This window comes from Haloechinothrix aidingensis, from assembly GCF_013450155.1.
GTDB classification, from domain to species: Bacteria; Actinomycetota; Actinomycetes; order Mycobacteriales; family Pseudonocardiaceae; genus Haloechinothrix; species Haloechinothrix aidingensis.
Genome location: NZ_JACCKD010000005.1, coordinates 63,772 through 86,684 on the forward strand (window position 1 = coordinate 63,772; position 22,913 = coordinate 86,684).

Annotated in this window: 21 protein-coding genes; 5 read left to right on the forward strand and 16 right to left on the reverse strand. The window is 61.8% G+C overall.

Features of this window, described 5'->3' with window-relative positions; all coding sequences use genetic code 11:
* Positions 1 to 467: 467 nt before the first annotated feature.
* The 11 genes from H0B56_RS14615 to H0B56_RS14665 form a co-directional block, all read right to left on the reverse strand.
* Positions 468 to 1,427 carry a PDR/VanB family oxidoreductase gene (locus tag H0B56_RS14615; protein WP_180893619.1) on the reverse strand — a complete coding sequence of 320 codons (960 nt, stop codon included), beginning with the start codon at positions 1,425 to 1,427 and terminating at the stop codon, positions 468 to 470.
* 275 nt (positions 1,428 to 1,702) lie between these two features.
* Positions 1,703 to 2,278, reverse strand: coding sequence for a hypothetical protein (locus tag H0B56_RS14620; protein ID WP_180893620.1), 576 nt, complete (start codon positions 2,276 to 2,278; stop codon positions 1,703 to 1,705).
* Entirely contained in the window at positions 2,275 to 2,433 is a 159-nt protein-coding gene (locus H0B56_RS14625; protein WP_180893621.1) for a hypothetical protein, read from the reverse strand. Before H0B56_RS14625 ends, H0B56_RS14620 begins: the two co-directional genes overlap by 4 nt.
* A 241-nt stretch (positions 2,434 to 2,674) precedes the next feature.
* Positions 2,675 to 4,192, reverse strand: coding sequence for a TRAP transporter large permease (locus H0B56_RS14630; protein WP_180893622.1), 1,518 nt, complete (start codon positions 4,190 to 4,192; stop codon positions 2,675 to 2,677).
* The gene (locus H0B56_RS14635; protein ID WP_180893623.1) at positions 4,189 to 4,698 is read right to left on the reverse strand and encodes a TRAP transporter small permease; all 510 of its coding nucleotides are present in this window, start codon (positions 4,696 to 4,698) and stop codon (positions 4,189 to 4,191) included. The genes H0B56_RS14630 and H0B56_RS14635 overlap by 4 nt, the downstream gene beginning before the upstream one ends.
* A gap of 100 nt (positions 4,699 to 4,798) precedes the next feature.
* The gene (locus H0B56_RS14640) at positions 4,799 to 6,097 is read right to left on the reverse strand and encodes a type 2 periplasmic-binding domain-containing protein (RefSeq protein ID WP_180893624.1); all 1,299 of its coding nucleotides are present in this window, start codon (positions 6,095 to 6,097) and stop codon (positions 4,799 to 4,801) included.
* A gap of 291 nt (positions 6,098 to 6,388) precedes the next feature.
* Positions 6,389 to 7,582, reverse strand: a complete 1,194-nt coding sequence (locus H0B56_RS14645) for an acyl-CoA dehydrogenase family protein (protein WP_219632784.1) — start codon at positions 7,580 to 7,582, stop codon at positions 6,389 to 6,391.
* Between the two features lie 90 nt (positions 7,583 to 7,672).
* Complete coding sequence (locus tag H0B56_RS14650; RefSeq protein ID WP_180893626.1) at positions 7,673 to 9,271, reverse strand: AMP-binding protein; 1,599 nt, start codon at positions 9,269 to 9,271, stop codon at positions 7,673 to 7,675.
* 145 nt (positions 9,272 to 9,416) lie between these two features.
* Positions 9,417 to 10,433: a cyclase family protein gene (locus H0B56_RS14655; protein WP_343063906.1), complete on the reverse strand. Its 1,017-nt coding sequence runs from the start codon at positions 10,431 to 10,433 to the stop codon at positions 9,417 to 9,419.
* A 2-nt stretch (positions 10,434 to 10,435) separates the two neighbouring features.
* Positions 10,436 to 12,007 (reverse strand): AMP-binding protein, encoded by a 1,572-nt coding sequence (locus H0B56_RS14660; RefSeq protein WP_180893627.1) that lies wholly within the window; start codon positions 12,005 to 12,007, stop codon positions 10,436 to 10,438.
* Position 12,008: 1 nt separating this feature from the next.
* A complete protein-coding gene (locus H0B56_RS14665) occupies positions 12,009 to 12,839 on the reverse strand; it encodes an acyl-CoA dehydrogenase family protein (protein ID WP_246361227.1) in 831 nt (276 codons plus the stop codon).
* Between H0B56_RS14665 and H0B56_RS22945 the strand changes: the two genes are divergently transcribed.
* Positions 12,747 to 13,208, forward strand: a complete 462-nt coding sequence (locus H0B56_RS22945; RefSeq protein WP_246361251.1) for a hypothetical protein — start codon at positions 12,747 to 12,749, stop codon at positions 13,206 to 13,208. The genes H0B56_RS14665 and H0B56_RS22945 overlap by 93 nt on opposite strands.
* 2 nt (positions 13,209 to 13,210) lie before the next feature.
* Here the strand turns inward: H0B56_RS22945 and H0B56_RS14670 are convergent, their stop codons facing one another.
* The 5 genes from H0B56_RS14670 to H0B56_RS14690 all read right to left on the reverse strand — a co-directional run bounded on the left by H0B56_RS14670 (position 13,211) and on the right by H0B56_RS14690 (position 17,616).
* Complete coding sequence (locus H0B56_RS14670) at positions 13,211 to 14,104, reverse strand: enoyl-CoA hydratase (protein WP_180893628.1); 894 nt, start codon at positions 14,102 to 14,104, stop codon at positions 13,211 to 13,213.
* Entirely contained in the window at positions 14,101 to 14,991 is an 891-nt protein-coding gene (locus H0B56_RS14675) for an LLM class flavin-dependent oxidoreductase (RefSeq protein ID WP_180893629.1), read from the reverse strand. Before H0B56_RS14675 ends, H0B56_RS14670 begins: the two co-directional genes overlap by 4 nt.
* 73 nt (positions 14,992 to 15,064) lie before the next feature.
* Positions 15,065 to 16,102, reverse strand: a complete 1,038-nt coding sequence (locus tag H0B56_RS14680) for a Rieske 2Fe-2S domain-containing protein (protein WP_180893630.1) — start codon at positions 16,100 to 16,102, stop codon at positions 15,065 to 15,067.
* Between the two features lie 128 nt (positions 16,103 to 16,230).
* Positions 16,231 to 16,419 carry a hypothetical protein gene (locus H0B56_RS14685; protein ID WP_180893631.1) on the reverse strand — a complete coding sequence of 63 codons (189 nt, stop codon included), beginning with the start codon at positions 16,417 to 16,419 and terminating at the stop codon, positions 16,231 to 16,233.
* A 60-nt stretch (positions 16,420 to 16,479) separates the two neighbouring features.
* Positions 16,480 to 17,616: an acyl-CoA dehydrogenase family protein gene (locus H0B56_RS14690; RefSeq protein ID WP_180893632.1), complete on the reverse strand. Its 1,137-nt coding sequence runs from the start codon at positions 17,614 to 17,616 to the stop codon at positions 16,480 to 16,482.
* Between the two features lie 804 nt (positions 17,617 to 18,420).
* Here H0B56_RS14690 and H0B56_RS14695 point away from each other — a divergent pair.
* From H0B56_RS14695 to H0B56_RS23510, 4 genes are read left to right on the forward strand one after another with little or no spacing between them, the layout of a single operon-like run.
* Positions 18,421 to 20,400 carry a flavin-containing monooxygenase gene (locus H0B56_RS14695; protein ID WP_180893633.1) on the forward strand — a complete coding sequence of 660 codons (1,980 nt, stop codon included), beginning with the start codon at positions 18,421 to 18,423 and terminating at the stop codon, positions 20,398 to 20,400.
* The gene (locus H0B56_RS14700) at positions 20,397 to 21,254 is read left to right on the forward strand and encodes an amidohydrolase family protein (RefSeq protein ID WP_180893634.1); all 858 of its coding nucleotides are present in this window, start codon (positions 20,397 to 20,399) and stop codon (positions 21,252 to 21,254) included. Before H0B56_RS14695 ends, H0B56_RS14700 begins: the two co-directional genes overlap by 4 nt.
* Complete coding sequence (locus tag H0B56_RS23680) at positions 21,251 to 21,673, forward strand: Zn-ribbon domain-containing OB-fold protein (RefSeq protein WP_180893635.1); 423 nt, start codon at positions 21,251 to 21,253, stop codon at positions 21,671 to 21,673. Before H0B56_RS14700 ends, H0B56_RS23680 begins: the two co-directional genes overlap by 4 nt.
* Positions 21,666 to 22,853 carry a thiolase C-terminal domain-containing protein gene (locus tag H0B56_RS23510; protein WP_180893903.1) on the forward strand — a complete coding sequence of 396 codons (1,188 nt, stop codon included), beginning with the start codon at positions 21,666 to 21,668 and terminating at the stop codon, positions 22,851 to 22,853. Before H0B56_RS23680 ends, H0B56_RS23510 begins: the two co-directional genes overlap by 8 nt.
* Positions 22,854 to 22,913 lie beyond the last annotated feature (60 nt).

Here is a 22,913-nt window from a genome sequence, read left to right on the forward strand (position 1 = left end):
GTTATATTCTAGCGGATTCTTATTCACTGTCAAGTGCTCATCCAAGCAGGCTTAGCCCGAAGCTCCGTTCACGTTTGGGCACGGTATATTGCCAAAAAATCGACGCCGCATTCACGGCCTCGAGTTGGCGGTATAAACAACGTCAGTGCGGGTTCGCGCACAGCAACGCTACCCGGCATCCTTCCGTAGTTACGCAATGTAGTCGCAGCGGCACCCAGGGCGACCCTACGGGACGTCGACGTCTAAGCACGGTCGGCTCGAGATGGGCTTGTGTCACAGCTCCGATACAAGGAGTTGGACCAGGCCGACGGTTGCCAAAACCTGGTTGAGCTACATTGCGATACAACTGGACATGACTGGCGCTCCCGATGTTCTCTGACTAATTCTTGCTCCACTCGCGTTGCTTCTTTGGCTCAACACCCGCGCACGGCCCCACACGTCGCGAGCTGCTCTACCCATACAGTTCGTCATAGATCAAGACGTAGTTGCGGCGAACAACTTCGAGATACGCATAGCATCATCGCATCATTCTCCGCTTTCTCTTCCTCAGTCAAGACTGAATCGCGATGATCAGGTATACCGTCCAGAACTGCAGTCTCGCATGTTCCGCAGATTCCTTCCTCGCACGAGACATCTACGTCAATACCCACGTCGCCTAGAACGTCCACAATACTACGATCCGCCGGAACGAGTAGGGTCTTTCCTGATCGTGCGAGCTCCACTTCGAAGGCCGTCGTTTCCGCGTGGTCTTGTACCTTGGGGGAAAAGCGTTCGACGTGCAGACTGGCATTTGAGCAGGACTCACATCGATGTTCCACCGCTTCAAGCAGCGGCTCGGGACCGCAGCAGTATACCGCAGTCCCGGAATCTGCTCCGTTCAGTTCGGAGTCTAAATCCAGCATGCCAAATTCATCCTGAGGGCGAATATTTACCCGGTCTCCATAGCGAGTGACCAACTCATCGCGAAAAGCCATCGACGAGCGCGATCGTCCACCATAGAGAAGCCGCCACTCGGTTGACGTCCCCAGCGCCTCCAACATCGGCATAATCGGTGTGATACCGATCCCACCAGCGATAAATAGGTATTTTTGAGACCCAACGAGGGCAAAATTGTTACGAGGCCCTTTCACTAGTGCGGAGTCACCCTCTTCGAGTACGTCATGTATGTAGGCCGAACCGCCACGGCTTTCGTTCTCGCGCAATACCGCGATCTCGTACGTTGCAAGATCGTTCTGATCACCACACAGTGAATACTGCCTGCATGTGCCATCCTCGAGTAGTAAGTCGATGTGAGCACCTGGCGTCCACGCAGGCAACTCCGCCCCAGAGATGTCGCTCAGAACGAGCTTAACCACACCTTCCGCGATCATCTCCTTGCGAACGACCCGTACCAGCAAGCCAGGTTCAATCGAGCCACTGCCAGGCATTACACCTCCTGACGCGTCTGTGGATGACGCCATATGCTCATCTTAAGGCTTTAGGTTACCTACGTCAAGCTCTCACGATTCTGTTGAGCCCGCTAAGCGTGAAGACCCGGCCACTCACAGTCAACGCCTCCGGTATCATCGCCATCCAACCCGGGTTACTAGGGATATTGCATGCGTGCCGGAGGGCGATCGCGCGTCCTGTATGGCTCGGCTGAAGAATCAGGTGCATTGGTCAGGTCAGGTGCGAACTGATCGAACGGGCCATACCTTCTTCGTCACCTATACGTGATAACGGCGCTACGTCGTTGATTGGACTGAAGTAGTGGTTGTGCGGGCCTGTGAAGGCCCAGCTGTGCCGAGCGTTCGTGGGTGTTGGCGGTGTTCGTTGTGGCTGCGTGGTCGCCAGGGTGCCGGGTATGGGCGACGCCGATGAGCTCGAAGACGCGGTGCTGGTCGGGGGTGGCTTTGACCAGCATGGGCACCTCGGTGTCGGTGCCGGCGAAGTGCACCTGGTTCCGGGTCGGAGTGGCGAGGTGGTCGAACAGATCAGCGAAGCTGCGGTAGGGCTGGCCCGTCTCGTCGTGCTGGCGACTGGCGTCGGCCTGAGCGGATGGGGAGCGTTCCGCGGCGGCGACCGGCGTGTCGCGGTTGGGTGAGGCTCGGTCGGTGAAGGTCCGCGGCGCCCAGGCCTGGCGCAGGTGCCACAGGGGGTAGCGGGCCAGCATGCGGAGCAGCGCGCGGGCTGTGATGCGGTCGGTCAGCCGGTGGTGGATGGGCCGCAGGTCCGGGTCAACGGATTTGCGACTGAGAAAGTCGCGTTCGCTGTGGGCGAGATTTTCGTAGCCTGTCACGACTCCGGCCGCATCGAGGTGATCTTCGACGACGTTGGTGGCGGCACGGAGATCCCGTCGAGGGCGGCCGCGGCGTCGATGCTGGCCTGATCCGGCGGTAGGTGGGCTCCTCGTTGAGCTGGGCCAGGCTCGCGGATGCGGGCTGCAGTGGCCATACTCGCGCACCTCGCCCGACGTCTCCCTACAGGTGCGCCTGTCGCGGCCTACGTGCATCGCCCCGCTACCTGCCGACACGCCCCACAACATGGCGAACGATGGCGCACCATCCCGCGCGACATGCCAGGTTCAGTGGCTACACCCAGTGGATGCGCCTCCCGCCCTTCGCAGGTCACCACCACGATCTCTACGCGGCGTCACCGCGACTTCGGGCTAGCGTGAACTTCAGCCGCGTGACGGTCATTGCATCAAACTCGGCAGCCAGGTACTGATTCCGGGAAAGACAATCAGTAGCAACACGACCACGAAGGCGACAGGCAACAGCCAGCCGATGGCTCGAAATATATCGCCGAGCGTAATGACGTGGCCTTCATTAACGCGGGAATCGCGCGTGATGCCGTGAATAATAAAGGCCAGTATTCCGACAGGCGGCGTAAGCACCGCGAGCTCGGCCAACAGCACGGCGAAGACGCCGAACCAGAGCTGCGATATCTCCAGGGCTCCAACGGTAGGCAGTAGCAGCGGGACGGTCAGCAACAGCATGGATAACGGGTCCAGGAACATACCCATGACGAAATATGCGATGGCGATCACGACGAGGAATTCGACACGGCTGAGATCGGTGTTTGTGACCCATTCAGAAAACGCTCGAGCCAAGCCGGTGACAGCCAACAGGCGCGAGAATATGAGGGCGCCTATGAGCAGGAAAAATATCGCTCCGATGACCTCGATCGTCTCAGCGACCGCATCGTAGACGACCTTCCAGGGCCTACAGCCACGCTGGTACCAGAACGTCAAGGCCAGCGCGCCCAGTGCACCGAGCGCGCCAGCTTCAGTAGCCGTAGTGACACCGGCAAACATGCCACCGAGGACAGCTGCGACAAGCATCGGGACTGGCCAGACGCTGACGATGGAGCGTACCCGCTGACTCCACAACGGAGTGGCGTTTCCGGTGCCGTACGCGGCCGCACCTTCTCGCGCCTCGACTAACCGCGGACGAACAATACATGCCAGCAACATGGCCAAGCTAAAGCACACTGCGAGCAGAACACCGGGGCCTATTCCCGCGATGAGTTGCGGCCCCACTGCGACTTGCGCGACACCGGCGTAGACGACCAATAGGATGCTGGGCGGGATGAGCTGCCCGGAGAGTCCCGCGATCGCAACAGAGCCCACAGCCAGCTTCCGGTGGTAGCCCGCACGCAGCATCTCCGGGATACCGATGCGGGCGAGCGCATAGGTCGTGCCTAGGCTCGTACCCGAAACCGCAGCTAGACCCGCGCCAGCAGCAGTCGTCCCGATCGCCAGCCCACCCGGCAACCATCCCAGCCAGTGACGAGCCGCGATGTACACCTTCGTACTGATGCCTGACTTCACCAACAGAAGGCCCATCAGTACGAACATCGGCAACACCGACAGGGTCCACGAGGCTACCGTGTTATACGGTACGTCCGAGAGCACGTTCTCGATGGCGCCCTCACCGTGCATTGCGTAGAGGCCAACGATGCCGGGCACCGACAATGCGATGGCAACAGGCACCTTCCCCAGCAGCAGCACTATCAAGAGCACGATCGCTGCCGCCCCGATCTGCTCTGGCGACACATCCGCGAACATGGTGGCCGTGGTGGCGCATACGAGTCCCGCGAAGCTGAAGCGGACCAACCAGCGAACTGCGGCCGAGGAGCTCCCGCCGTTCCTCTCCCTGACGTCGTGGGACTGGCGTCGCTCATCGTGCTGCGCGCTGCTTGTCGCGGTCATGGGGACCGCCCTCCGTGTCCCCGGTGACGAACGACCGTCACGGCGTCAATGACCAATTGAACGACAAACAGTAAGAACGCCAAGGGAACGACGAACATTACCGGCCAGATGACTATTCCTGCCATTCCGCCTGTCAGTCCAAGTTTAAACGCGTCCAAGGAGGCCACGAGACCGTAGAAGGCGAACCCCGCACATACCGCCCCGGTCAGTATCAGCGAAGCCAGTTCAAGCTCGGTCCGGTTGGTGTAGGGAACTCGATCGAAGAGCAGCCGAGCTTCGATATGCGACCGAGAGCGCTGGGCGAAGTATACGCCGAGCAGGATGGCTACAGGCATGTACCAGTAGGTTACGTACTCGTTCGTCCCGGTAATCGGACTGTTGAAGAGATAACGAAGCATCACATGGGCTACAGTGTGCAGCAACAATCCCATCAGTGCGATGACCGCACATGCGCGGATAACATGGTGGATAATCGTACCCAGCCAACTTCCGCGGGTAGCTTCCATGTTCACACCTCCGCACACTTCCCTCGGACTTGTTGTAGCCGAGTAGCCAAGGGGTCATGGTGTCGCGCATGGACGCCATGACCCCTTGGACTTTCGCCCATCACTCCGGCCGGTGTTGTGTCATGAATTCTGACTTGAGGAGATCGATGTAGGGGCCCAGGTCGACATCGGCCGAATCGTGCCATTCGGCGAACTCCGGGTAACCGACTTGTTCGTCAAAGCCGAGCTCGCCGGTCACGGCATCATCCCACCTTTCCAGCGCCTGATTGACACCGTTGACGAACGATTCACCGTCGGCTATCGCGTCACTGTCACGCACGCCTTCGACGATCTTTTCATTCGCGGCACGGAGCTCCTCCCGCGCATCGGAGTCGAACTCGTGTACGGAGCCACCTTCCTTGTCGATCTGTTTCAGGCCCGCGGCCGCGGTTTTCCAGATACTGGACTTGATGGAGTGCTCGACAAAGACGTCGAGCCGGTCGTGCAGGAGCTGCTGGCCAGCCAACGGTAGGTCATCCCAGGCCAACTCACTGACAGCAAGTCCCACCATGCCCACCGACACACCGACCTCGGAATCGATAGTGTACTGGTTCGCAATCGGCAGGATTCCGACAAACTCGGCGCCCCACAACGGGAATAGGGCGCAGTCGGCAACGCCGCGCTGCAACGCTTGGTACACCTCGGAGAAGTCGAGCGAAACGGGCGACATGCCCAGGGGCTGGATCTGTTCGGCGTGCACCTCAGCGCTGATACGAGTCTGTGCACCGTCTGTCTCGCTCAGGTTGGTGCGCGGCTCGGTGCAGGCGAAGCCCACCCGATCGGTCGGAACATACGGCAGCAACGGCTTCATGCCGTTGTCTTCGTACTCCCCCATGATCTCGGGCGTGTTGAACGCCGTCTCCATGAAGGCGGCGTTGCTCTGCAACATCCCGGCTACCGGATCCTGCTTGCCGAGAGATGTCAATCTCAGTAACGCATCGTTGGCCGGATAGCGCTTCGGATCGTACGTCGGCGGCGTGTAGCTGATATCGAGCCTGCCGTCCGCCAGCGCGTCATCGATTTCGGTGGGCGGCGCTATGGACGAGGAATGCGCAAGCTCGAAAGTGATCTTGCCGTCGGACCACTCTTCTACCGCCTCGGCATACTTCGTGTACGCATCGGTGACCGGATGTTCAGCGGGGGTCGGGGTCTGCAGAGAAAGAGTTACGGCGTCCATATCCGCCAATGCCCTAGCGAATTCTTCCTGTGACGCTCCCGCTTCTACTCCTTCTGCGTCGCCCGCCGACCCGGTCTCATTATTGTCCGCACACGCGGAAAACACGAGTGCTCCTATGCACAGCAAACTGAGGAGCGTCACGGTGCGCACGCGCCTCTTCGGCCAGCGCGATCGAACAATCATTCTAGTCACCATACCTTTCGTACCCCTTCCACCTCTTTGGCCGAAGCAGGCTACCGGACCTGAGACCTACGACGTCTCGAGTTTCTTCAATCTTCGACTCTGCCCGAAACGCCGCCACGGGAGCCGGAGCGATACAACATGATCTCGACCAGAGGAAGTACCTAAAGGTAATAAACTACTTCGCCAGTCTGAGTGTCAACCAATGCGGCAAGCTACGCTATGTTCGATACCTAAATGTGATAGGTTACTGGCTCGGCGCTTCTCGCGGTGTGGCTGCTGCTGGGCCGGGTGTTATCGCGGCACGTCTCGCCAGGGGCGGTCGCGGTCGACGCGCGGTTCGGGTGGTAGTCCCAGGACCCGTTCCGCGATGATATTTCGTTGGACCTCGTCCGTGCCTCCCGCGATGCGGAAGCCGGGCGCGCCCAGCACGTGCTCGCTCCAGGCATACGTGCCGCGACGTCCGGTGTCAGCGATCATCAGGGGACCGAGTAGCAGCGCCGCGGCTTCTCCGATAGCGATCAAGCCCTGCGACCACGCCAGCTTCCCGATCGATCCCTCTGAGCCGGGCTCCTTCCCGCACCGGCGTGCGTCCTCGACCCGCTGCCGGGTGACTGCCCGGAGCCGCTCGTGCATGTATACCTGCACGATGCGTTGCCGCACGGCCGGATCGCGAACCCGGTCGGTCTCTTTCGCGAGAGTAAGCAACTGTTCCAGCGAACCTCCCACAGCTTCGCTCGACCCGCTCTGCGCCCGTTCGAATTTGAGCATCGTCAAGGCGACCGACCAGCCTTGTCCTACAGCACCTAAGCGCAGGTCGTCGGATATCCGCACATCCGTGAGGAAGACCTCGTTGAATGAGGTCCCACCGGACATCTGTCGGATCGGACGCACCTCTATGCCAGGGCTGTTAATCGGCAGCAGGAACGCCGTCATACCACGGTGTTTGGGAACATCGGGATCAGTGCGTGCGACCAGCACTCCCCACGACGCGAACTGAGCCCCTGAGGACCACACTTTGGTACCGTTGAGCACCCACTCATCACCGTCCGGGCGTGCGGTCATCGCGATTCCCGCGAGATCCGATCCCGCGTTCGGCTCCGAAAAGAGCTGACACGCGAGCTCATCACACCGCAAGAAGCTCCGGACGAACCGCTCCTGCTGCCACGGCGTCCCGACCTCCCGCAACATCGGCGCCGCTAGATTGACCGTGATTCGCAGCGACTCGTGACTGCTTGGCACCTTGAACGAGCGCTCCTCCTCCTGGAACGCCCGCTCGTGCGCGATGGTGAGGCCCGCGCCATCGAACTCGGCCGGCCAGCTGATCGCCCCGTAACCGGCGTCAAACTTCGCCTGCTGCCAGGCCATACACTCGTCAAGCAACTTCCGTTCGTCTTCGAACGACATGTTACGGAAGACGGCGACATCGTCCGGATCGGCGAGCACACCCTCGGTTCCGTCGTACTTCGACGGCCTCCGAGCTGTCAACCAGGCCCGGCACTGTTCGCGATATTCGTCAACTGTCGGTGGTCCCGTCACGGGCTGCCTTTCTGATCCGGCCGACACGTTCGAAGGAGGTCACGTCAGTGTGACGCCTTCCGCTTTTCTGTCCCATGTAGTCGGACCCACAACGGCGTTCGAGCGAAGCTCGACCTTGCGGGTCTTGCCCGTCGGTGTCTTGGGTAGCTCGTCCACCAGCTCGATGTAGCGCGGCACCATGAACTTGGGCAGTCTCGGAACGAGATAGTCGAAGATTTCCTTCGCTGTCACTTGTGTGTCCTGTTTCGTGACAACAAAGATCTTCACGTCTTGATCCGGAAGCGCGTCGCTCTCGTCCGCATAGTCGGACGGGACCCCTACGCAGGCACACTCGACAACGTCGGGATGTGTGACGACTTCGGTCTCCACTTCGACGGACGACACGTTGTGGCCACGGTGCCTGAGGCAATCCTTGAACCGATCGACGAAGTAGAGGTTGTCATCCTCGTCGAAGGTTCCGGCGTCACCGGTATGGAACCATCCGTTCCGCCACGCCTCCGCCGTCGCCTCCGGCTTGCGCAGGTACCCGTTGTTCAGCCGCCAGGGCTTGTCGTGGCGAACGACGATCTCGCCAAGCGTATCCGGCGGGAGTTCCTCGTCGTGTTCGTTGACGATGCGGACCTGGTATCCGGGGAGAGGCTTGCCGTTCGTACGGTGGTTCACCGGATTGTCGGTTGCAGTCACGAACCCGACCTCGGTGTTGCCGAATCCCGCGCTCACCCGGACGCCGAATCGCCGTTCGAACTCGCGGTACTGGGGAATGAGTGGATACATTCCGACCCGAGCGAGCGGATTATCCGAATCATCCGGCTTTTCCGGTTCGTTCAACAGGCGTCCGGAAACGACCAGCAACATCGCGTGAGTGACCCGGTAACGGCGTATGTCGTCCCAGAACTGGTCGAGCTGAAACGACGATCGCAACACCATCCGGAGGCCAAGCTGGGCAGCGTGGCACAAACCGTACTTTCCGCTACTGTGGAATGTCGGCCAACACGTGAACACACCGCCGTCGTCGTGAGCGTCAGGCTGTTCGCCCGGAAAGGCCGCCCAGGGCACCTGTTGAATATTTCCCCAGGGTTGAAGTACACCCTTGGAAGGACCGGTCGTACCGGAAGTGTAGATCACCGCATGAGCGTCGAAGTACTCCGGAGTCTCGTGCGCGACCGGTTTCGCGTCGGCCAAAAACTCCTCGACACTCATCACGCGCCACGGCAGGGAAGGTAAATCCGAAACCGAACCCACCAGTACGATGGTTTTCAGGAATTGAAGGCTGTCGGCGATCGGGGCCAGGCGGTCGACGAACTCGGCGGATACCACGAAGACTTCCGCCTCGGAATTATTTAGCGTGTAGGCGAGAATGCTGCCGCGGTACTGCGTGTTGATCGGCACTTCCGGCGCCCTGAGCCACGACAGTCCGATCCAGCAGTGGTAGGACGTCACCGAGGTAGGAAGCATCGTAGCCACCAGAGAGTCCCGACGCACGCCAGCTGCAGCGAACGCGTCGCACCAGCGCAGCGCTTCCGTGTGGAAGTCGGCGTACGAGTGGTCACTGCCCTCGATGTCCTGGATGAGCACGCGACCGGGATCCCGCTCGGCCGTGTCGGCGATAATCCTGGGTACTGTCGTCTCGTTAACCATGTTCAACTCCTCGGCTTAGGAGAAAATGCACAATCGGCATAGTTCAAAAGGATGAATCTCTAGAACCACCGCCATTCACCTTCCGTGCGCGGTCGCTTTCCGAATATTTTCCGGCGATACGTTGATATTCCGTTCATAGCGATTCCTAGAAGACTGCGAGAGGGTTGATCGGGGATCCGATTCCGCCCGTCACCTTCAGTGGTTGGGCCGCGAAGAAGAACTCGTGTCGCGCCTGCTCGTGACAGGTACGTGCCAGCTCTTCGAGGTCGAAGATTTCACCCAGCCACAAGCCCATGTGCACGATGAAGATGATGTGCAGCGGCTGCGAGACATCAGGAGTTTCGGACGGTACGACCTCCAATGCCCACGTATCGGTCGCCACACCGGCGATGTCGCGTTCGTGGAGCCAGTCGGCGCTGTCGAGGCCGAGGCCGGGTGCGTCGCCGCCCGCGTAGTCGGCCCACTCGCCACGCTCCCGGACTCGGGCCATGGCTCCGGTCCTGATGAGCACGAAGTCGCCCGGGCCGACGGTTACGCCCTGGTCGGTACAAGCGTCTTCGAGGTCTTGCGCACCGATCGCGTATCCCGGGTCGAGCGAAGACGTTCCCTTGACCGCTGGCAGATCGAGGAGGACGCCTCGCCCGACGATCTTGTCAACCGCTCCGGTGATCGCGTTCCGCTGGGCCCCGCTGCTCGTCACGTACGACGCCGAGTAGCCGTTGTACATCTGCTGTTCGAAGAAGACATGGGCGAGACCGTCCCACTGGGTCGCGGCCTGCAGCGGCAAGATCAAGATGTCGTCGGCGTTCTGCAGGTAGCCGCGTCGCCGGTCCCTCTCCTCTGGCGTTCCGGAACCGGCCATGAAGTCGCGCCCGTCGACGCTCATGAGATGGATCGGGTTGAACCGGCCGCTCCCGGGATGTTGTGGGCCGCCAGATCCGAACGGCACCGACAACGACATCACTCGGCCCGTCCTGATCAGCGATGCCGCGGCGACGACGTTCGCCGGGGTGACGTTGTTGAGCGTGCCCAACTGGTCGTCGGCTCCCCACCGTGCCCAGTTCGAGCATCGTGAGCCGATCTCCCGTACGGTCTCGATGTCTGGGGTACGGCGCCGGCACTCGCCAGTCGAGCTCGTATCCATCGTGAACTTCTGGGTCACGGTCAGTCTCCTTCCCCGCTCGCCACTGCCGTTGCCCAGCGCAAGTCAGGTTTGCCCGAGGGTGATCGAGGGACGCTGTCCACGAAGACGACCTGTTTGGGCACCTTGTAGGAGGCCAGCTGGTCTCGGCAGTGCGTTCTGAGCGCGGCTTCGTCGACGGCCCTGCCCGACACGGGAGTAACCAGGGCGACGACCCGCTGGCCCCACCGGCTGTCGGGAGAGCCGACGACTACAGTGTCGGAAACTCCGGGGTGCTGTCGCAAGACGTTCTCGACCTCGTCCGGGTACACCTTCTCCCCGCCAGTGTTGATGCACTGCGAGCCACGCCCAAGGACGATGATCCTGCCGTCGGCGGTGACTTTACCCAGGTCCCCGGTTAAGACGTGGCGCACGCCGTCGATCACGCGAAAGGTAGCGGCGGACTTCTCCGGATCACGGTGGTAGCGGAGTGGGATGGCACCGCGGCGGGCGATGATGCCGTGCCGGTCGTTACCCGGCTCAAGTGGATCAAGGGTGTCGGGGTCGAGGACTACGGTATTCCGGACGAAGAAGGGCGCCGCCGGGTCCGCTCCTGCCGTGTAGACGGACCACCCGTGCACGCCGGTCTCCGAGGACCCGAACGTGTCTTTCACCGTCAGCCACGGCAGGGCCAACACCAGATCCCTGCGCATTGCTGGGCTCAGCGAGGCACCACCCGAGGCAACGGTCTTCAATGACGAGAGGTCGACGGTGCCGGGGTCTGGTAGCGCTTCGAGTAGTGGACCGGCCATCGCGTCGCCGACGATATTCATAACGTTCACCCCGTGGTGAGCCACCGCTTGCCACACCTCCCCTGGAGCGAAGCGCGGGAGCAGGACGACCGTTCCACCGGCGAACAACCAGCGCAGTGTTGTCCACACGCCTGCCGCGTGCACCAGCGGGGCTGCCGGCAGGAAAGTCACCGGCCTACCCAGCCGCTCGAGGACGTGGGAAGGCGCGGGCACCGGACCCAGCTCACCGGTCGGATCACCACCGCCTATGCAGGAGAAGAAGGCGTCCTCCATCCTCCAGACAACACCTTTCGGCTGGCCAGTGGTGCCACCGGTGTACAAGACATAGAGGTCATCTCCCGAGCGGGCGGAAAAGGGCGGAGCGCTCGAGGAGCTCTGGACGGCCGCTTCGTACGAGCTGCCGCGTTCGAGACTCCAAGGAACCGCCACCGCGTCGCACGCCTCCTTGACGCGATCGGCGTCGTCCGGATCGTGCACGACGCCGACGACACCCGCGTCGTCGAAGATCGCGCGCAGCTCGTCGGCCAGGTACCGGTAGTTGACATTGACCGGTACTGCCCGAAGCTTGTAAGCGGCGAGCAACGTCTCTACATACTCGACTCCATTGCGCATAACGATGCCGATGAAGTCATCCTTGGCCACGCCTTGCTCCGCCATCCACGCTGCGAGCCGCGTGGCGCGGTGGTCGAGCTCTGCATAGGTGCGGCGGTCATCGCCACACGTCACGGCAACCCGGTCCGGGACAGCTTCGGCGACTCCTTCCCAGAGATCCGCGAAGTTGTACGTCGTCGGTGCGGTGCGCATCTCAGGACCTCGTCAACTCTCGCCACGGCCGGTCTTTATCGACCCGGATGTCGGCGGGTAGTCCGAGAACGCGCTCGCTGATGATGTTACGAGAGATCTCGTTGGTTCCACCCTCGATAGACATAGCGCGGGTTCGGAGTAGATAGCGATGCGGCGGTAGTGCCGCGAATCGGTCGGAGGGGGACTCTTCGCCTGTCCTGTCCTCGGCGAATGCCTCGTCGTAGTCGGCTCGCGTCAAGATGTCAGGGCCGAGTACCGCAGCCATCACCGTACTCAGCCGCTGTGCGTGCTCGCTAGCCGCCACCTTCGCGATGGCGCCCAGCCGCACCGCGTCATCGGTGCCCGCCACGGCTCGCTGCCGGTTGCGCGACAGCTCGAAAACCGCGGCATCCATCCACATCTTGACGACATCGTCGCGCATCGCGGCAGGCAGGAAACGGCCTCGCCCGCGCCACGAGTCCAAAAGATCCTCGACAGGGCGGATGAAGACGTCACTCGCGCCGCTGCGCTCGGTCTGCAACACACGCAGCGCCACGCCCCAGCCGTCTCCGACCGGTCCCAGTCGCATCGCGTCCGGTATCCGTACATCGGTGAGAAACACCTCGCTGAAGCGAGCGCCACCGTCTGCCTGCCGTAACGGCCGTACCTCGACGCCATCGGCCGACATGTCCACGATGAACATGGTCATACCGCGGTGCTTAGGAACATCCGGATCCGTACGAGCGAGAAGGAGAGCGAAATGCGCCTGGTGGGCGCCGCTGGTCCACACCTTCTGGCCGGTTACGAGCCAATCGTCATCTTCCCGGGCGGCGAGTGTCGCGACACCGGCCAAGTCGGAACCGGCTCCTGGCTCACTGAACAACTGGCACCAGTGATCCTCGCCGGTGAAGATGCTGCGCAGAAATCGCGACTGCTGGTGCGTCTCTCCAATGCTGTTGAGCGTCGTGGCCACCTGGTGAACCGCTACGAAGTCGGCGCGTCCGGCAGGTGCGCCGACCTCGGTGAGTATCCGATCGATCTCGCGCTGGAGACCAGGGTCTTGCCCGAGCCCGCCGTTGCCGGGCTCGAAGTGAACCCAGGCCAGCCCGAGATCGAACTGTGCGCCCAGGAACGCAGCCGGATCCGCCTCCGCGGGCCGTGGAAACAACCGGAGGAGTTCGGCAACGGCAGCATCCACCACGTCGACGCCGCAGGACCTTAGCTTCATGCCCGGTCCTTCGTCCGCGAGCTCAGGGCCGCCGTGCGCCAATCCGGAAGCCCGTATTCTGGCGTGCCCAGGCTCGCCTCACCCTGCGTCAGCTCGGCCCAGTGGGCGTGGTTGAGCTCGTGCAGCGTGAAGCAAGCGTTGAGCGCGTTGTAGAAGCCCATGTTGTCCACCGACTGATTGACGCATTCCTTAACGAGCAGGGAGGTCATGCTCGGCAGCGCCGCGATCCGTCGGGCGAACTCCAGGGTGTCGTGCTCGAGTCGGTCACGCGGGAACACCTTGTTGACCATGCCGATTTGGTAGGCCTCGTCGACGCCGAGCGCATCACCCGTCAGCATCAGCTCCTTGGTACGCCTCGGCCCAAGCTCCCAGGGATGGGCGAAGTATTCCACCCCGCACATTCCAAGACGCGTCCCCACGACGTCGGCGAATTCGGTTTCATCCGCAGCAACGATCAGATCACATGCCCACGCCAGCATCAGACCGGCTGCCAGCACTTTGCCGTGCACTTGGGCGATAGTGATCTTCCGCAGGTTCCGCCACCGCCGAGTATTCTCGAAGAAGTAGTGCCACTCCTGCAACATCCGCTGCTCGGCCGCCGAGCGCGTCCCGCCGTTGACGGCCCGTGTCGGATGCTGGCCGGGGCCCGGTTCCCGTTCCGTACGAGCAGTATCCGATCCGATGTCGTGCCCGGACGAGAACATCGGTCCGGACCCGGCGAGGATCACCACCCGAACGTCGTCGTCGGCCTCCGCCCGGAGGAAGGCGTCGTCCAACTCCACCAGCAAGCCTCGGTTCTGAGCGTTCCGAGTCTCCGGACGGTCGAGGGTTATCCGCACTATCTTGCCGTCCTCGACGGTTTCATAGCGAATGAACGAGTAGTCTGTCATTGTCGCACCTCGTCACAAGGATCCGAGCCGGCAGGTGACTCGAGACCTTCGAGCAGTGGCATGACCTTGGTCGCCAGTGCCCGAGCCTGATCAGACCAGTCAGGCCCCGGCACGTAAAAGCTCACGTGCTGCACACCCGCCTCCACATATTCCTGTACGCACTCGACGACATCCTCAGGCGTGCCGAACGCGGTGTACTTTTCCAGCGCCTCCGGATCGAGATCCAATTTGCGCAACGACTGATGGATACTGCGACGTGCAAGGTCCTTGCTGTCATCGATGCGCGTAAGTAACTCGAGCCCGAACGTGAAGTCCTCGGCGCCACCGCGTGCCTCGATGACCTCCTGCCGGATCGCCGCACACCGGGCAGGACTCACCCACATGTTCAGTGTGCCGTCGCACCGCGCGGCGCGGCGCACGGCAGCGCCACTACGACCACCCACCCAGATTGGCACGTGGCCACCGACAGGCGGTGGCGCGACGGCCACGCCAGGACTCGTAGCGTATTCGCCTTCCGCGCGTTGGCCGTCCCAATACCACTTCAGCGCGTCGATCGCCTCGTCGCAACGCTTGCCTCGGCGGCGCGGATCGACGCCGGCTGCCTCCCATTCGGGTGTGTACTCGCCGCCGACTCCGATGCCAAGGATGACGCGCCCGCCCGTCAGATGGCTGATCGTCGCGTAGGTCTTCGCCACATCGATGGGACGCCGGAGCGGCAGTTGAAGGACATTCGTGCCCACGTTCACCCGCTCGGTCATCGACCCCAGCAGGGCCACGCTCACCGCGGAGTCGAGAATCGGCGTGGGGTACAGCAGATGGTCACCGACCCACAGTACGTCGAAGCCGTACTCGTCACCGAGCGTGGCAGCTTCGCGGAGCCGCTCCATGCCACACGGCTCTGACTCCATTAGCGTGGGAACGAGTAGTCCACATCGCATTTGCTTCGCAGCCCTCCTCGCCTCAATTGACAACCGAGTCGGCCGGAGGCTTCGCACCGTCTCCCGCATCGGCCGGGTAGTGCTTCTCGATCCACTTGCGCAGGTTCCGCAGCGCGGTCGCCTCGGCTTGGGCGAACGGCGGCTTATGTACGTAGGTCATGTTCTCCCAGACGGGCACATCGGCAGCGTGCTGAGTGATCTGTTGCCGGGCCCACCGATCCCGGATCTTCTCGTCGAGCGGGCTGCCGTCGCCCCGCACTCTCGGAACCCACACGGTGCACCGATGATCCGACGTCTCGTAGTCGATGGGCGTCGTCGCCGCCAACGTATATGCCGTATCGAATGACTCCACATGACCGCCTGCGAGGCCAAGCCCGTACGCGGTTGTCGTGATACGGCCGTCCACGGGGCCGTTCGGCGTCGCCCAGGTACTGTCAAAGCCGTCGCCAAATCGGAAGGAGAACCTGGTTCGGAACGAGTGCTCGTCCCAGTCGTAACCCAGGATCTCGGGAACCTGGCCCGCGCCGTGCACGTACTTGAAGTGCGCCGAGTCAGCGGCGTTCTCCTGCACGACCTGGGGTGGAAAGCGCACTCCCTTCCACACTTCCGTCGTATCGGGATAAATCTCCCAGAAGTCGTCTTCAAGAGACGCGCTGGTGGGAAGGAAATGCGGTGGATCCGACGTCGGTCCCTCGCCGTCGGCGCCGTACCACATCAGAACCAATCCGTCGACCTCCCGGACAGTCCAGGTACCCAACGTCAGGTTCATCTGGTCCGGCTGGCTATACGGAATCTCCACGTTCTGCCCGTCAGCGGCCCACTTCCATCCATGGAACGGGCAGATAATGCAGTCACCCTCGACGGTGCCGCCGTACCCGAGGTGAGCGCCGAAATGCCGGCAAAACGCGTCACTGATATGCATATCGCCGGATTCGCCGCGATAGGCAACGAAATCTTTATTGAAGTAGCGAAGCGGCACCACTGTCCCACGAGGGAACTCGGCGCTCCAGCCGACCTGATACCAGCTACTAGCAAAGTACTTGTGTGGAAAGTTGTACATAGGATTCTCCAGGCTTGTCGTGCCGACTCGAAATTCGAATTTCCGGGTGAGCTCGCTCAGCGCTTCACCGTGCTGGCGCGAGCGGAAGTGTCCTATTCGACCCGCTCAATCGTGCTCCCTTTATCGCTTCACGAGGTGAGCTTATTGGCGGCCTGCCCCAACTCCGGCTGCCCGGTGCCAGGCGGGGTAGCCGGCTTCGCGCTGGCCACGTAATCCGGCATCCGCCCGTACATCGCCCAGGGGACGGCTTCGAACGTGGTGCGAGCGGAGTGCTGATCGATGCTTATCACGGTGTATGCACTTACCTTGCTGGACATTGGGCCTCCTTGCTGCGTGCGCAGTGCCGGGAACCGGATCGAATCGCCCTAATATCAACCTCACAATCCGAGCCGGTCAGCGAGGACAGCGCGGTGATGAATCGGATCACCGAGATAAAGCTCGTCCGCCTTCGCCCGCTTGAAGTACAGATGCGCCGGGTGCTCCCACGTGAAGCCGATTCCACCGTGTATCTGGATGCATTCAGCTGACGTATACGTGAACGCTTCCGAGCAGTACGCTTTCGCGAGACTAGCCGCCAAGGGCAAGTCCTCCGCACCCGCTGCCGCCGCCTTTCCCGCGTAGTACGCCGCCGATTTCGCCGACTCCACCATGAGCAGCATGTCGGCGCACTTGTGCTTGACTGCTTGGAACGAGCCGATTGGACGGCCGAACTGATAACGCACCTTGGCGTAGTCCGTTGCCATGTCCAGGCAGCGGTCGGCTCCACCAACCTGTTCCGCTGCCAGGCCCACGGCCGCGAGATCCAAGAGGCCCGCCACTGTCTGCCACCCCTGCCCCTCGCCCCCGACGAGCTCGGCAGATGTCGCGTGGAATTCGAGCCGCGCCTGCTTGCGAGTCTGATCCATCGTCGGCAAGGTCTGACGAACGAGACCGGGACTGTCAGCCGAAACCGCGAACAGGGAGATCTCACCGTCGAGGCGAGCCGGTACGAGGATCAGCGACGCGACATTCCCGTCGATGACGAAATTCTTCACCCCGTCCAGCACGAATCCCCCGCCCGACCTCGTCGCCCGCGTCTCGATCCCGCACTCGTCAAAGGTCCCAGCATCCTCGGACAGGCCGACCGTAGCTATGCGCTCACCCGAAGCGATCTCGGGCAAGTACCGCTTCATCGCGTCCTCGTCTCCGGACAGCAGTAACGCATTCGTGGCGAGTACGGCCGTGGAGAAGAACGGCGCACACAGCAGGGCCCGGCCCATCTCCTCCAGCACCACCACGAGCTCGGCGAACCCGAACCCGGAGCCGCCGAAATCCTCGGGAACGATGATGCTTTGCAGGCCAAGCTGTTCAGCCATCTGCATCCAGACGACCCGGTCGTACCCGGCATCGTCTTCCATCAATCGACGTACTTCCGCCTCGGGTGATTTCTTCTCCAGAAACCCCCGCACGACCTGACGCAGCTCCTCCTGTTCGTCAGTGAACGCGAGCGAGACCGTGAAGTCGAAGCACGTCATCGGCCGCACCATCCTGTAATACACGTTGACACGTCATGTTCATATGTCAGTATCGCGTGCCTTGGCCTGCGGGTCAACCCCGCTGAGCGTCCGGAAGCGCAGGAGATGGCCGCACCAGCGCATCCGATCGTGCGACCAAGCTCGAGCTTGGCAGGCGACCTAAACCTTACACTTTAAGGTTAAAGTGACGCCCGCTCGTCGTGAGGCTGGGACCGCGGGCGAGACATGACGTCCGCGCTCATCGCCGGTGACCGAGAACCGAAGAGCGACCCGCGTCCGCCTGCATGCGGGGCACGATCACCGCACCGGCCACCATGCGCTGCTGCTGCGCCGCGTGTTGGCCGGCTTCGACACCACTACCAGCGACATCGCTGCACTGGACGGCATGAACGGCGAGAGGTTAACCGTTTCGCGACCGCGAGCGGCCGGCTTGACGAAGGCCCCGGCATCGGCCGCGCCGCCTGAGCCAACCACAACGCCACACGCGGCTGCACTTCGCTCCGCCGGGGCGAGTTTTGCCTGTCAGCTCACCGACGATCTTCGGATGAGGTCCGTGGATCCATCAACCCGTTGCGCACCAGCACCAGAGCCGCCGAGCACACCGCGACGGTTCGAGGTGCCGCGCCCCGCGGGAACCGGCCAAGCACCTTGACGGGCAACCATGAGTGCATGATACTGACACTCGGACGCTTCGCGTTTGAATGTCAACACCGAATGCAATCACTCTCGGAGCGGCGGCGAGGCCAGCTAGCCGTCACCGCTCGGGTCGTGAACCGATGGCCTGCGGGCTGGATTGAGAGTCTTATGACTGTGGCGTCAGATGGCGGGCGTCGCGAGCGTCTCGCCGAAGCGGTCGACAGCGCCAACATTCCCACGCTCCTCATGGTGAACACGCAGCTAACGGGTGATCTGGGCTGGTTGTCGGAGCGGTACCGGCCATCGCCCACGCGCGGGTTGGAGGACAACGACACCGGAGACTTGCCGGCCGATGTTCAGGCGGAAGTACGCACCGCTGCGGTCGAAGCGATCTCAGCGTGGCAAGCCGGCGAGCCACCGGCGATTCCCACTCCATCGGACGAGCTCATGGTCCGAATGCTCAGCTTCTGCATGGGTGACGAAGTCCCGGACGAGTACGGCCCCATGCTTGCCGATGATCTCGAACAGGCTTTGCGGGCATTCGATGAAGAAGTTCCCGCGCCGGCCACGACATCACGCCCGACGCCATCGGACGGCTTCCGCGTCCTCGTTGTAGGCGCCGGCATATCCGGCCTGTGTGCTGCGGTGATGCTGCAGCGTCTGGGGGTCGAGTTCGAGATACTCGAGAAGTCAGAGGAAGTGGGCGGTACGTGGCGTGAGCACCAGTATCCCGGCGCTGGTGTGGATACACCCACCCATCTCTACTCGTTTTCCTTCGCACCGTACGACTGGTCGCAATACTTCGCCCTCCGAGGAGAGATCTTCGAGTACCTCCAGTACGTGGCGTCGGAATTCGATGTACGCCAACGGATCCAGTTCCAGACCGAGGTACGAGAAGCTGCCTGGGACTCAGAGGCGCAGCTGTGGAAAGTGGATGTCCAACGCCCGAACGGCGTTCACGAGACACTCGAAGCCAACGTAGTCATCAGCGCCGTCGGTGCGTTCAACCCCCCCGTCACACCAGACATACCCGGAGTGGACCGCTTTCGAGGACCCGCATTCCATACCGCACGCTGGCCCGACGGGCTGGACGTCGAAGGCAAGCAGGTTGCAGTCATTGGCAACGGCGCAAGCGCGATGCAGCTGGTCCCCGCGATCGCGGGGCGTGCGTCATCGGTCAAGATATTCCAACGCTCACCACAATGGGCACAGCCCTTCCCCAAGTTCCAGCAGAAAGTGCCGGACGGCGTGCGGCACCTCTTTCAAGAGATACCGCTCTACTATGCCTGGTATCGGCTGCGACAGGCCTGGATCTTCCACGACAAGCTGTACGACTCACTTCAGAAAGATCCACAGTGGCCACATTCCGATCGATCCATCAACGCCACCAACGACCGTCATCGCAAGTACCTCACCAAGTACATCCAGTCTGAACTCGGTGACCGGACCGACTTGCTCGACAAGGTACTACCGACGTATCCGCCGTTCGGGAAGCGTATGCTGCTGGACAACGGCTGGTACCGCTGTCTAACGCGGGATGACGTGCAGCTCACTACGGACTCGATCAGCCGGGTCGATCCCGGGAGCATTGTCACTTCCAGCGGTGACGTGCACGAGGCGGACGTGCTCGTCTTCGCCACGGGTTTCGATATAACCCGGTTCGTCTCCACGATGGAGGTCCGGGGCAGGCACGGTAGCTCCTTGCGCGAAACGTGGGACGACGATGACTGCCGTGCGTTTCTCGGCATGGCCGTGCCGGGATTCCCCAACTTCTTCTGCCTGTACGGGCCCAACACTCAGCCAGGCCACGGAGGCAGCCTCATCACCACCGTCGAGGAGCAAGTGCACTACCTGGAGGACCTTCTCCGCCAGATGCTCGATTCGCAAATCGCCGTCGCCGAATGTCGACCAGATGTATACGACCGCTACACGAAGCAGGTCGATGAACGTCATGCGCGAATGGTGTGGACCCATCCCGGCATGCGGACGTACTACCGGAACTCACAAGGCCGCGTCGTGGTCAACAGCCCTTTCCGCAATCTCGATTTCTGGCGGATGACCAGGAACGCTGACCTAGAGGACTTTGTGACCGAGCAACGAATGGCCGACCAAAGCCGTGACGTGCAGCATGAGGAGACCAAGTCATGAGCTCCGAGTTCATGATGATCGACGGTTGGGTCAACGAGAACCCGCCCGGCCAGGTCACGGACTCGGCCGTGACGGCACTCTTCAAAGGCCTGAAAGAGCGGCGCGAAAGGGGCACCACCCTGCCGCAGCTGATCGACGAGATGGACACCGCAGGCGTCGAGCGTGCCGTCTTGTGCGCCGGGTACGGAGGACGAGACAACCTCTCCTGGATGACAGATGCGATCGCTCGGTATCCGGATCGGTTCACCGGTTCGTTGGTGATCGATCCCCGCGACGGCATGGCGGCGGTCCGACAGCTCGAAGAAGCGGTCAACAACTGTGGCGTGCGAATGGCCCGCGTCCTCGCCCTCCAGACACAGCTTCCGTACGACCATGCCGCCTATTACCCGATTTACGCCAAGTGCGCGGAACTCGGGATCCCGATCGGCGTGAACGTCGGGATACCGGGACCTCGCGTGCCCGGCCGTCATCAACATCCGATGGGTCTCGATGAGGTCTGCTACTTCTTTCCCGAATTGACCGTTGTGATGTCACACGGTGGCGATCCGTGGGCGGACATCTGCGTCAAGCTGATGTCGAAGTGGCCAAATCTCTATTACATGTCGTCGGCATACTCGCCCAAGCACCTCCCGCCGCAGATCATCGACTATGTGAATAGATGGGGCTCGGACAGGGTGATGTGGGCGAGTGACTACCCGATTCTGGACTTCGAGCGTTGCCGCAAGGAAATCCTTGAACTCGACTTCAGAGATGAGGAACGAAGGCACAAGTTCGCATATGACAACGCACGGAAAATGTTCTTCGACGGTGACGAGCGTGCGGCGTCCCATGCTCGCGAGGACGATCAGAAATGAATGTATTTTCCAATTTAGGGGTCCGCCCTGCAATAACCGCTGAGTCGAGAGAATTCTGGAATGCCACCGCATCCGGAAAAATTTCCGTCGAGTACTGCGCACAGTGCGAGCTGCACATCTTTCCACCTCGATCGGTATGCCGTCGATGCCACGACCGATCGCTCGGATGGGTAACGATCGAGCCGCCCGGAGTCATTTACTCCTACACGGTCAATCATCATCCTTGGATTCCTGATCTGAACGACTCGTATGCTATCGCACTGGTCGAGTTCCCGGAATACTCGAACGTGCGTTTTGTCGGCCGACTCGTCGGATTCGATCGAGAACCCTCGATCGGCGACCAGGTGGATTTCTCCTTTGAATCTGCGTTCGGTGACCTGTATCGTCCCTACTTTACACCTTGGTGGAATCGTGAGTAGCACGCAACTCTGGCGACGGCCGTTGATCTCTGGAATCGGGCAATCCCAGATAGGTCGTAGAATTGAGCGCTCAAGCTATCAGCTGACGATCGATGCGGTCCTGGCGGCAGTCGCGGACGCCGGCCTGGAGGTGCATGAGATCGACGGGCTCGCAACATCGCCCGGTCAGGCCGTCGAACTGAACCCCGGATTCAACGGTCCCGATCTCTATGAGGTTCAGGACGGGCTCGGCCTCGAAGTCAACTGGCATCTGGGCGCTTCGCAAGGACCGGCGCAGTTCATGTCCCTCATCGCCGCGGCGACAGCGGTCTCGACCGGGCTGTGCCGTCATGCCATCGTCTTCCGCACGACGACCGAGGCAAGCGCACAGGGCAAGCAGCGCCGGCGCGGCCTTGGCGAAACCATGACAGAAGCCGAAGGCGTGCTGTCCTGGCTACTCGCCTCCGGCGCAGTCTCCGCAGCGAACTGGACGAGCTTCTACCTGCGTCGTCACATGCACGAATTCGGTACGACAAAGGAACAACTCGGCTGGGTCCCGATCACCGAACGCAAGCACGCCATGGACAACCCTGACGCGATCAAGCGCGAGCAGCTGACCATGGACGAGTATCTAGCGAGCCGCTCGATCTCGACCCCGCTGTCGCTGTTCGACTGCGACATCCCGGTTGACGGATCTACGGCGGTCGTGATATCGGCACCAGAAACGCGTGACGGTCTCCGACACTGGGTCGAGATCGAATCCGTGGGAACCTCGATGTGGCATCGCCCCTACTGGGAACATTGGCCCGACCTGACAACGATGGCTCCCCACGATGCCGCCGCGCACATGTGGTCGCAGACGTCTCTCAAGCCATCCGATGTGGACGTCGCACAGATATATGACGCGTTCAGTCCTTTCGTGCTCTTTTGGTTGGAGGCAATGGGTTTCTGTCAAACAGGTGAGAGCGGACCGTTCGTCGAGGGAGGAACCCAGATCACCCATGGCGGGAAGTTGCCACTGAACACGTGGGGCGGGCAGCTCTCCGGCGGGCGGCTCCACGGCTGGGGATTCCTCGCCGAGGCCGTTCGTCAACTCCGACACGACGCGAAGGACCGCCAGGTGGCCGACACCGAGGTAGCGGCGGTCGGCGTCGGCGGTGGCGCAGCCGCGAGCGCCATGTTGCTCACGACGGGTCGCTGAGGTCATCGGGTAGTGGGTCAACGCCGGTTCCTCTCGTACTCCTCTCCATCCCGCTCACCG

What these genes read in the sequence shown, in the direction of transcription:
- H0B56_RS22945 (WP_246361251.1), top strand. Translation starts at nt 12,747, where the DNA reads ATGCGCCTGGTGGGCGCCGCTGGTCCACACCTTCTGGCCGGTTACGAG.
- H0B56_RS14625 (WP_180893621.1), bottom strand. Translation starts at nt 2,433, where the DNA reads ATGGCCACTGCAGCCCGCATCCGCGAGCCTGGCCCAGCTCAACGAGGA.
- H0B56_RS14695 (WP_180893633.1), top strand. Translation starts at nt 18,421, where the DNA reads ATGACTGTGGCGTCAGATGGCGGGCGTCGCGAGCGTCTCGCCGAAGCG.
- H0B56_RS14675 (WP_180893629.1), bottom strand. Translation starts at nt 14,991, where the DNA reads ATGGAGCGGCTCCGCGAAGCTGCCACGCTCGGTGACGAGTACGGCTTC.
- H0B56_RS14690 (WP_180893632.1), bottom strand. Translation starts at nt 17,616, where the DNA reads ATGACGTGCTTCGACTTCACGGTCTCGCTCGCGTTCACTGACGAACAG.
- H0B56_RS14680 (WP_180893630.1), bottom strand. Translation starts at nt 16,102, where the DNA reads ATGTACAACTTTCCACACAAGTACTTTGCTAGTAGCTGGTATCAGGTC.
- H0B56_RS14700 (WP_180893634.1), top strand. Translation starts at nt 20,397, where the DNA reads ATGAGCTCCGAGTTCATGATGATCGACGGTTGGGTCAACGAGAACCCG.
- H0B56_RS14670 (WP_180893628.1), bottom strand. Translation starts at nt 14,104, where the DNA reads ATGACAGACTACTCGTTCATTCGCTATGAAACCGTCGAGGACGGCAAG.
- H0B56_RS14635 (WP_180893623.1), bottom strand. Translation starts at nt 4,698, where the DNA reads ATGGAAGCTACCCGCGGAAGTTGGCTGGGTACGATTATCCACCATGTT.
- H0B56_RS23680 (WP_180893635.1), top strand. Translation starts at nt 21,251, where the DNA reads ATGAATGTATTTTCCAATTTAGGGGTCCGCCCTGCAATAACCGCTGAG.
- H0B56_RS14630 (WP_180893622.1), bottom strand. Translation starts at nt 4,192, where the DNA reads ATGACCGCGACAAGCAGCGCGCAGCACGATGAGCGACGCCAGTCCCAC.
- H0B56_RS14660 (WP_180893627.1), bottom strand. Translation starts at nt 12,007, where the DNA reads ATGCGCACCGCACCGACGACGTACAACTTCGCGGATCTCTGGGAAGGA.
- H0B56_RS14650 (WP_180893626.1), bottom strand. Translation starts at nt 9,271, where the DNA reads ATGGTTAACGAGACGACAGTACCCAGGATTATCGCCGACACGGCCGAG.
- H0B56_RS14685 (WP_180893631.1), bottom strand. Translation starts at nt 16,419, where the DNA reads ATGTCCAGCAAGGTAAGTGCATACACCGTGATAAGCATCGATCAGCAC.
- H0B56_RS14615 (WP_180893619.1), bottom strand. Translation starts at nt 1,427, where the DNA reads ATGCCTGGCAGTGGCTCGATTGAACCTGGCTTGCTGGTACGGGTCGTT.
- H0B56_RS14640 (WP_180893624.1), bottom strand. Translation starts at nt 6,097, where the DNA reads ATGATTGTTCGATCGCGCTGGCCGAAGAGGCGCGTGCGCACCGTGACG.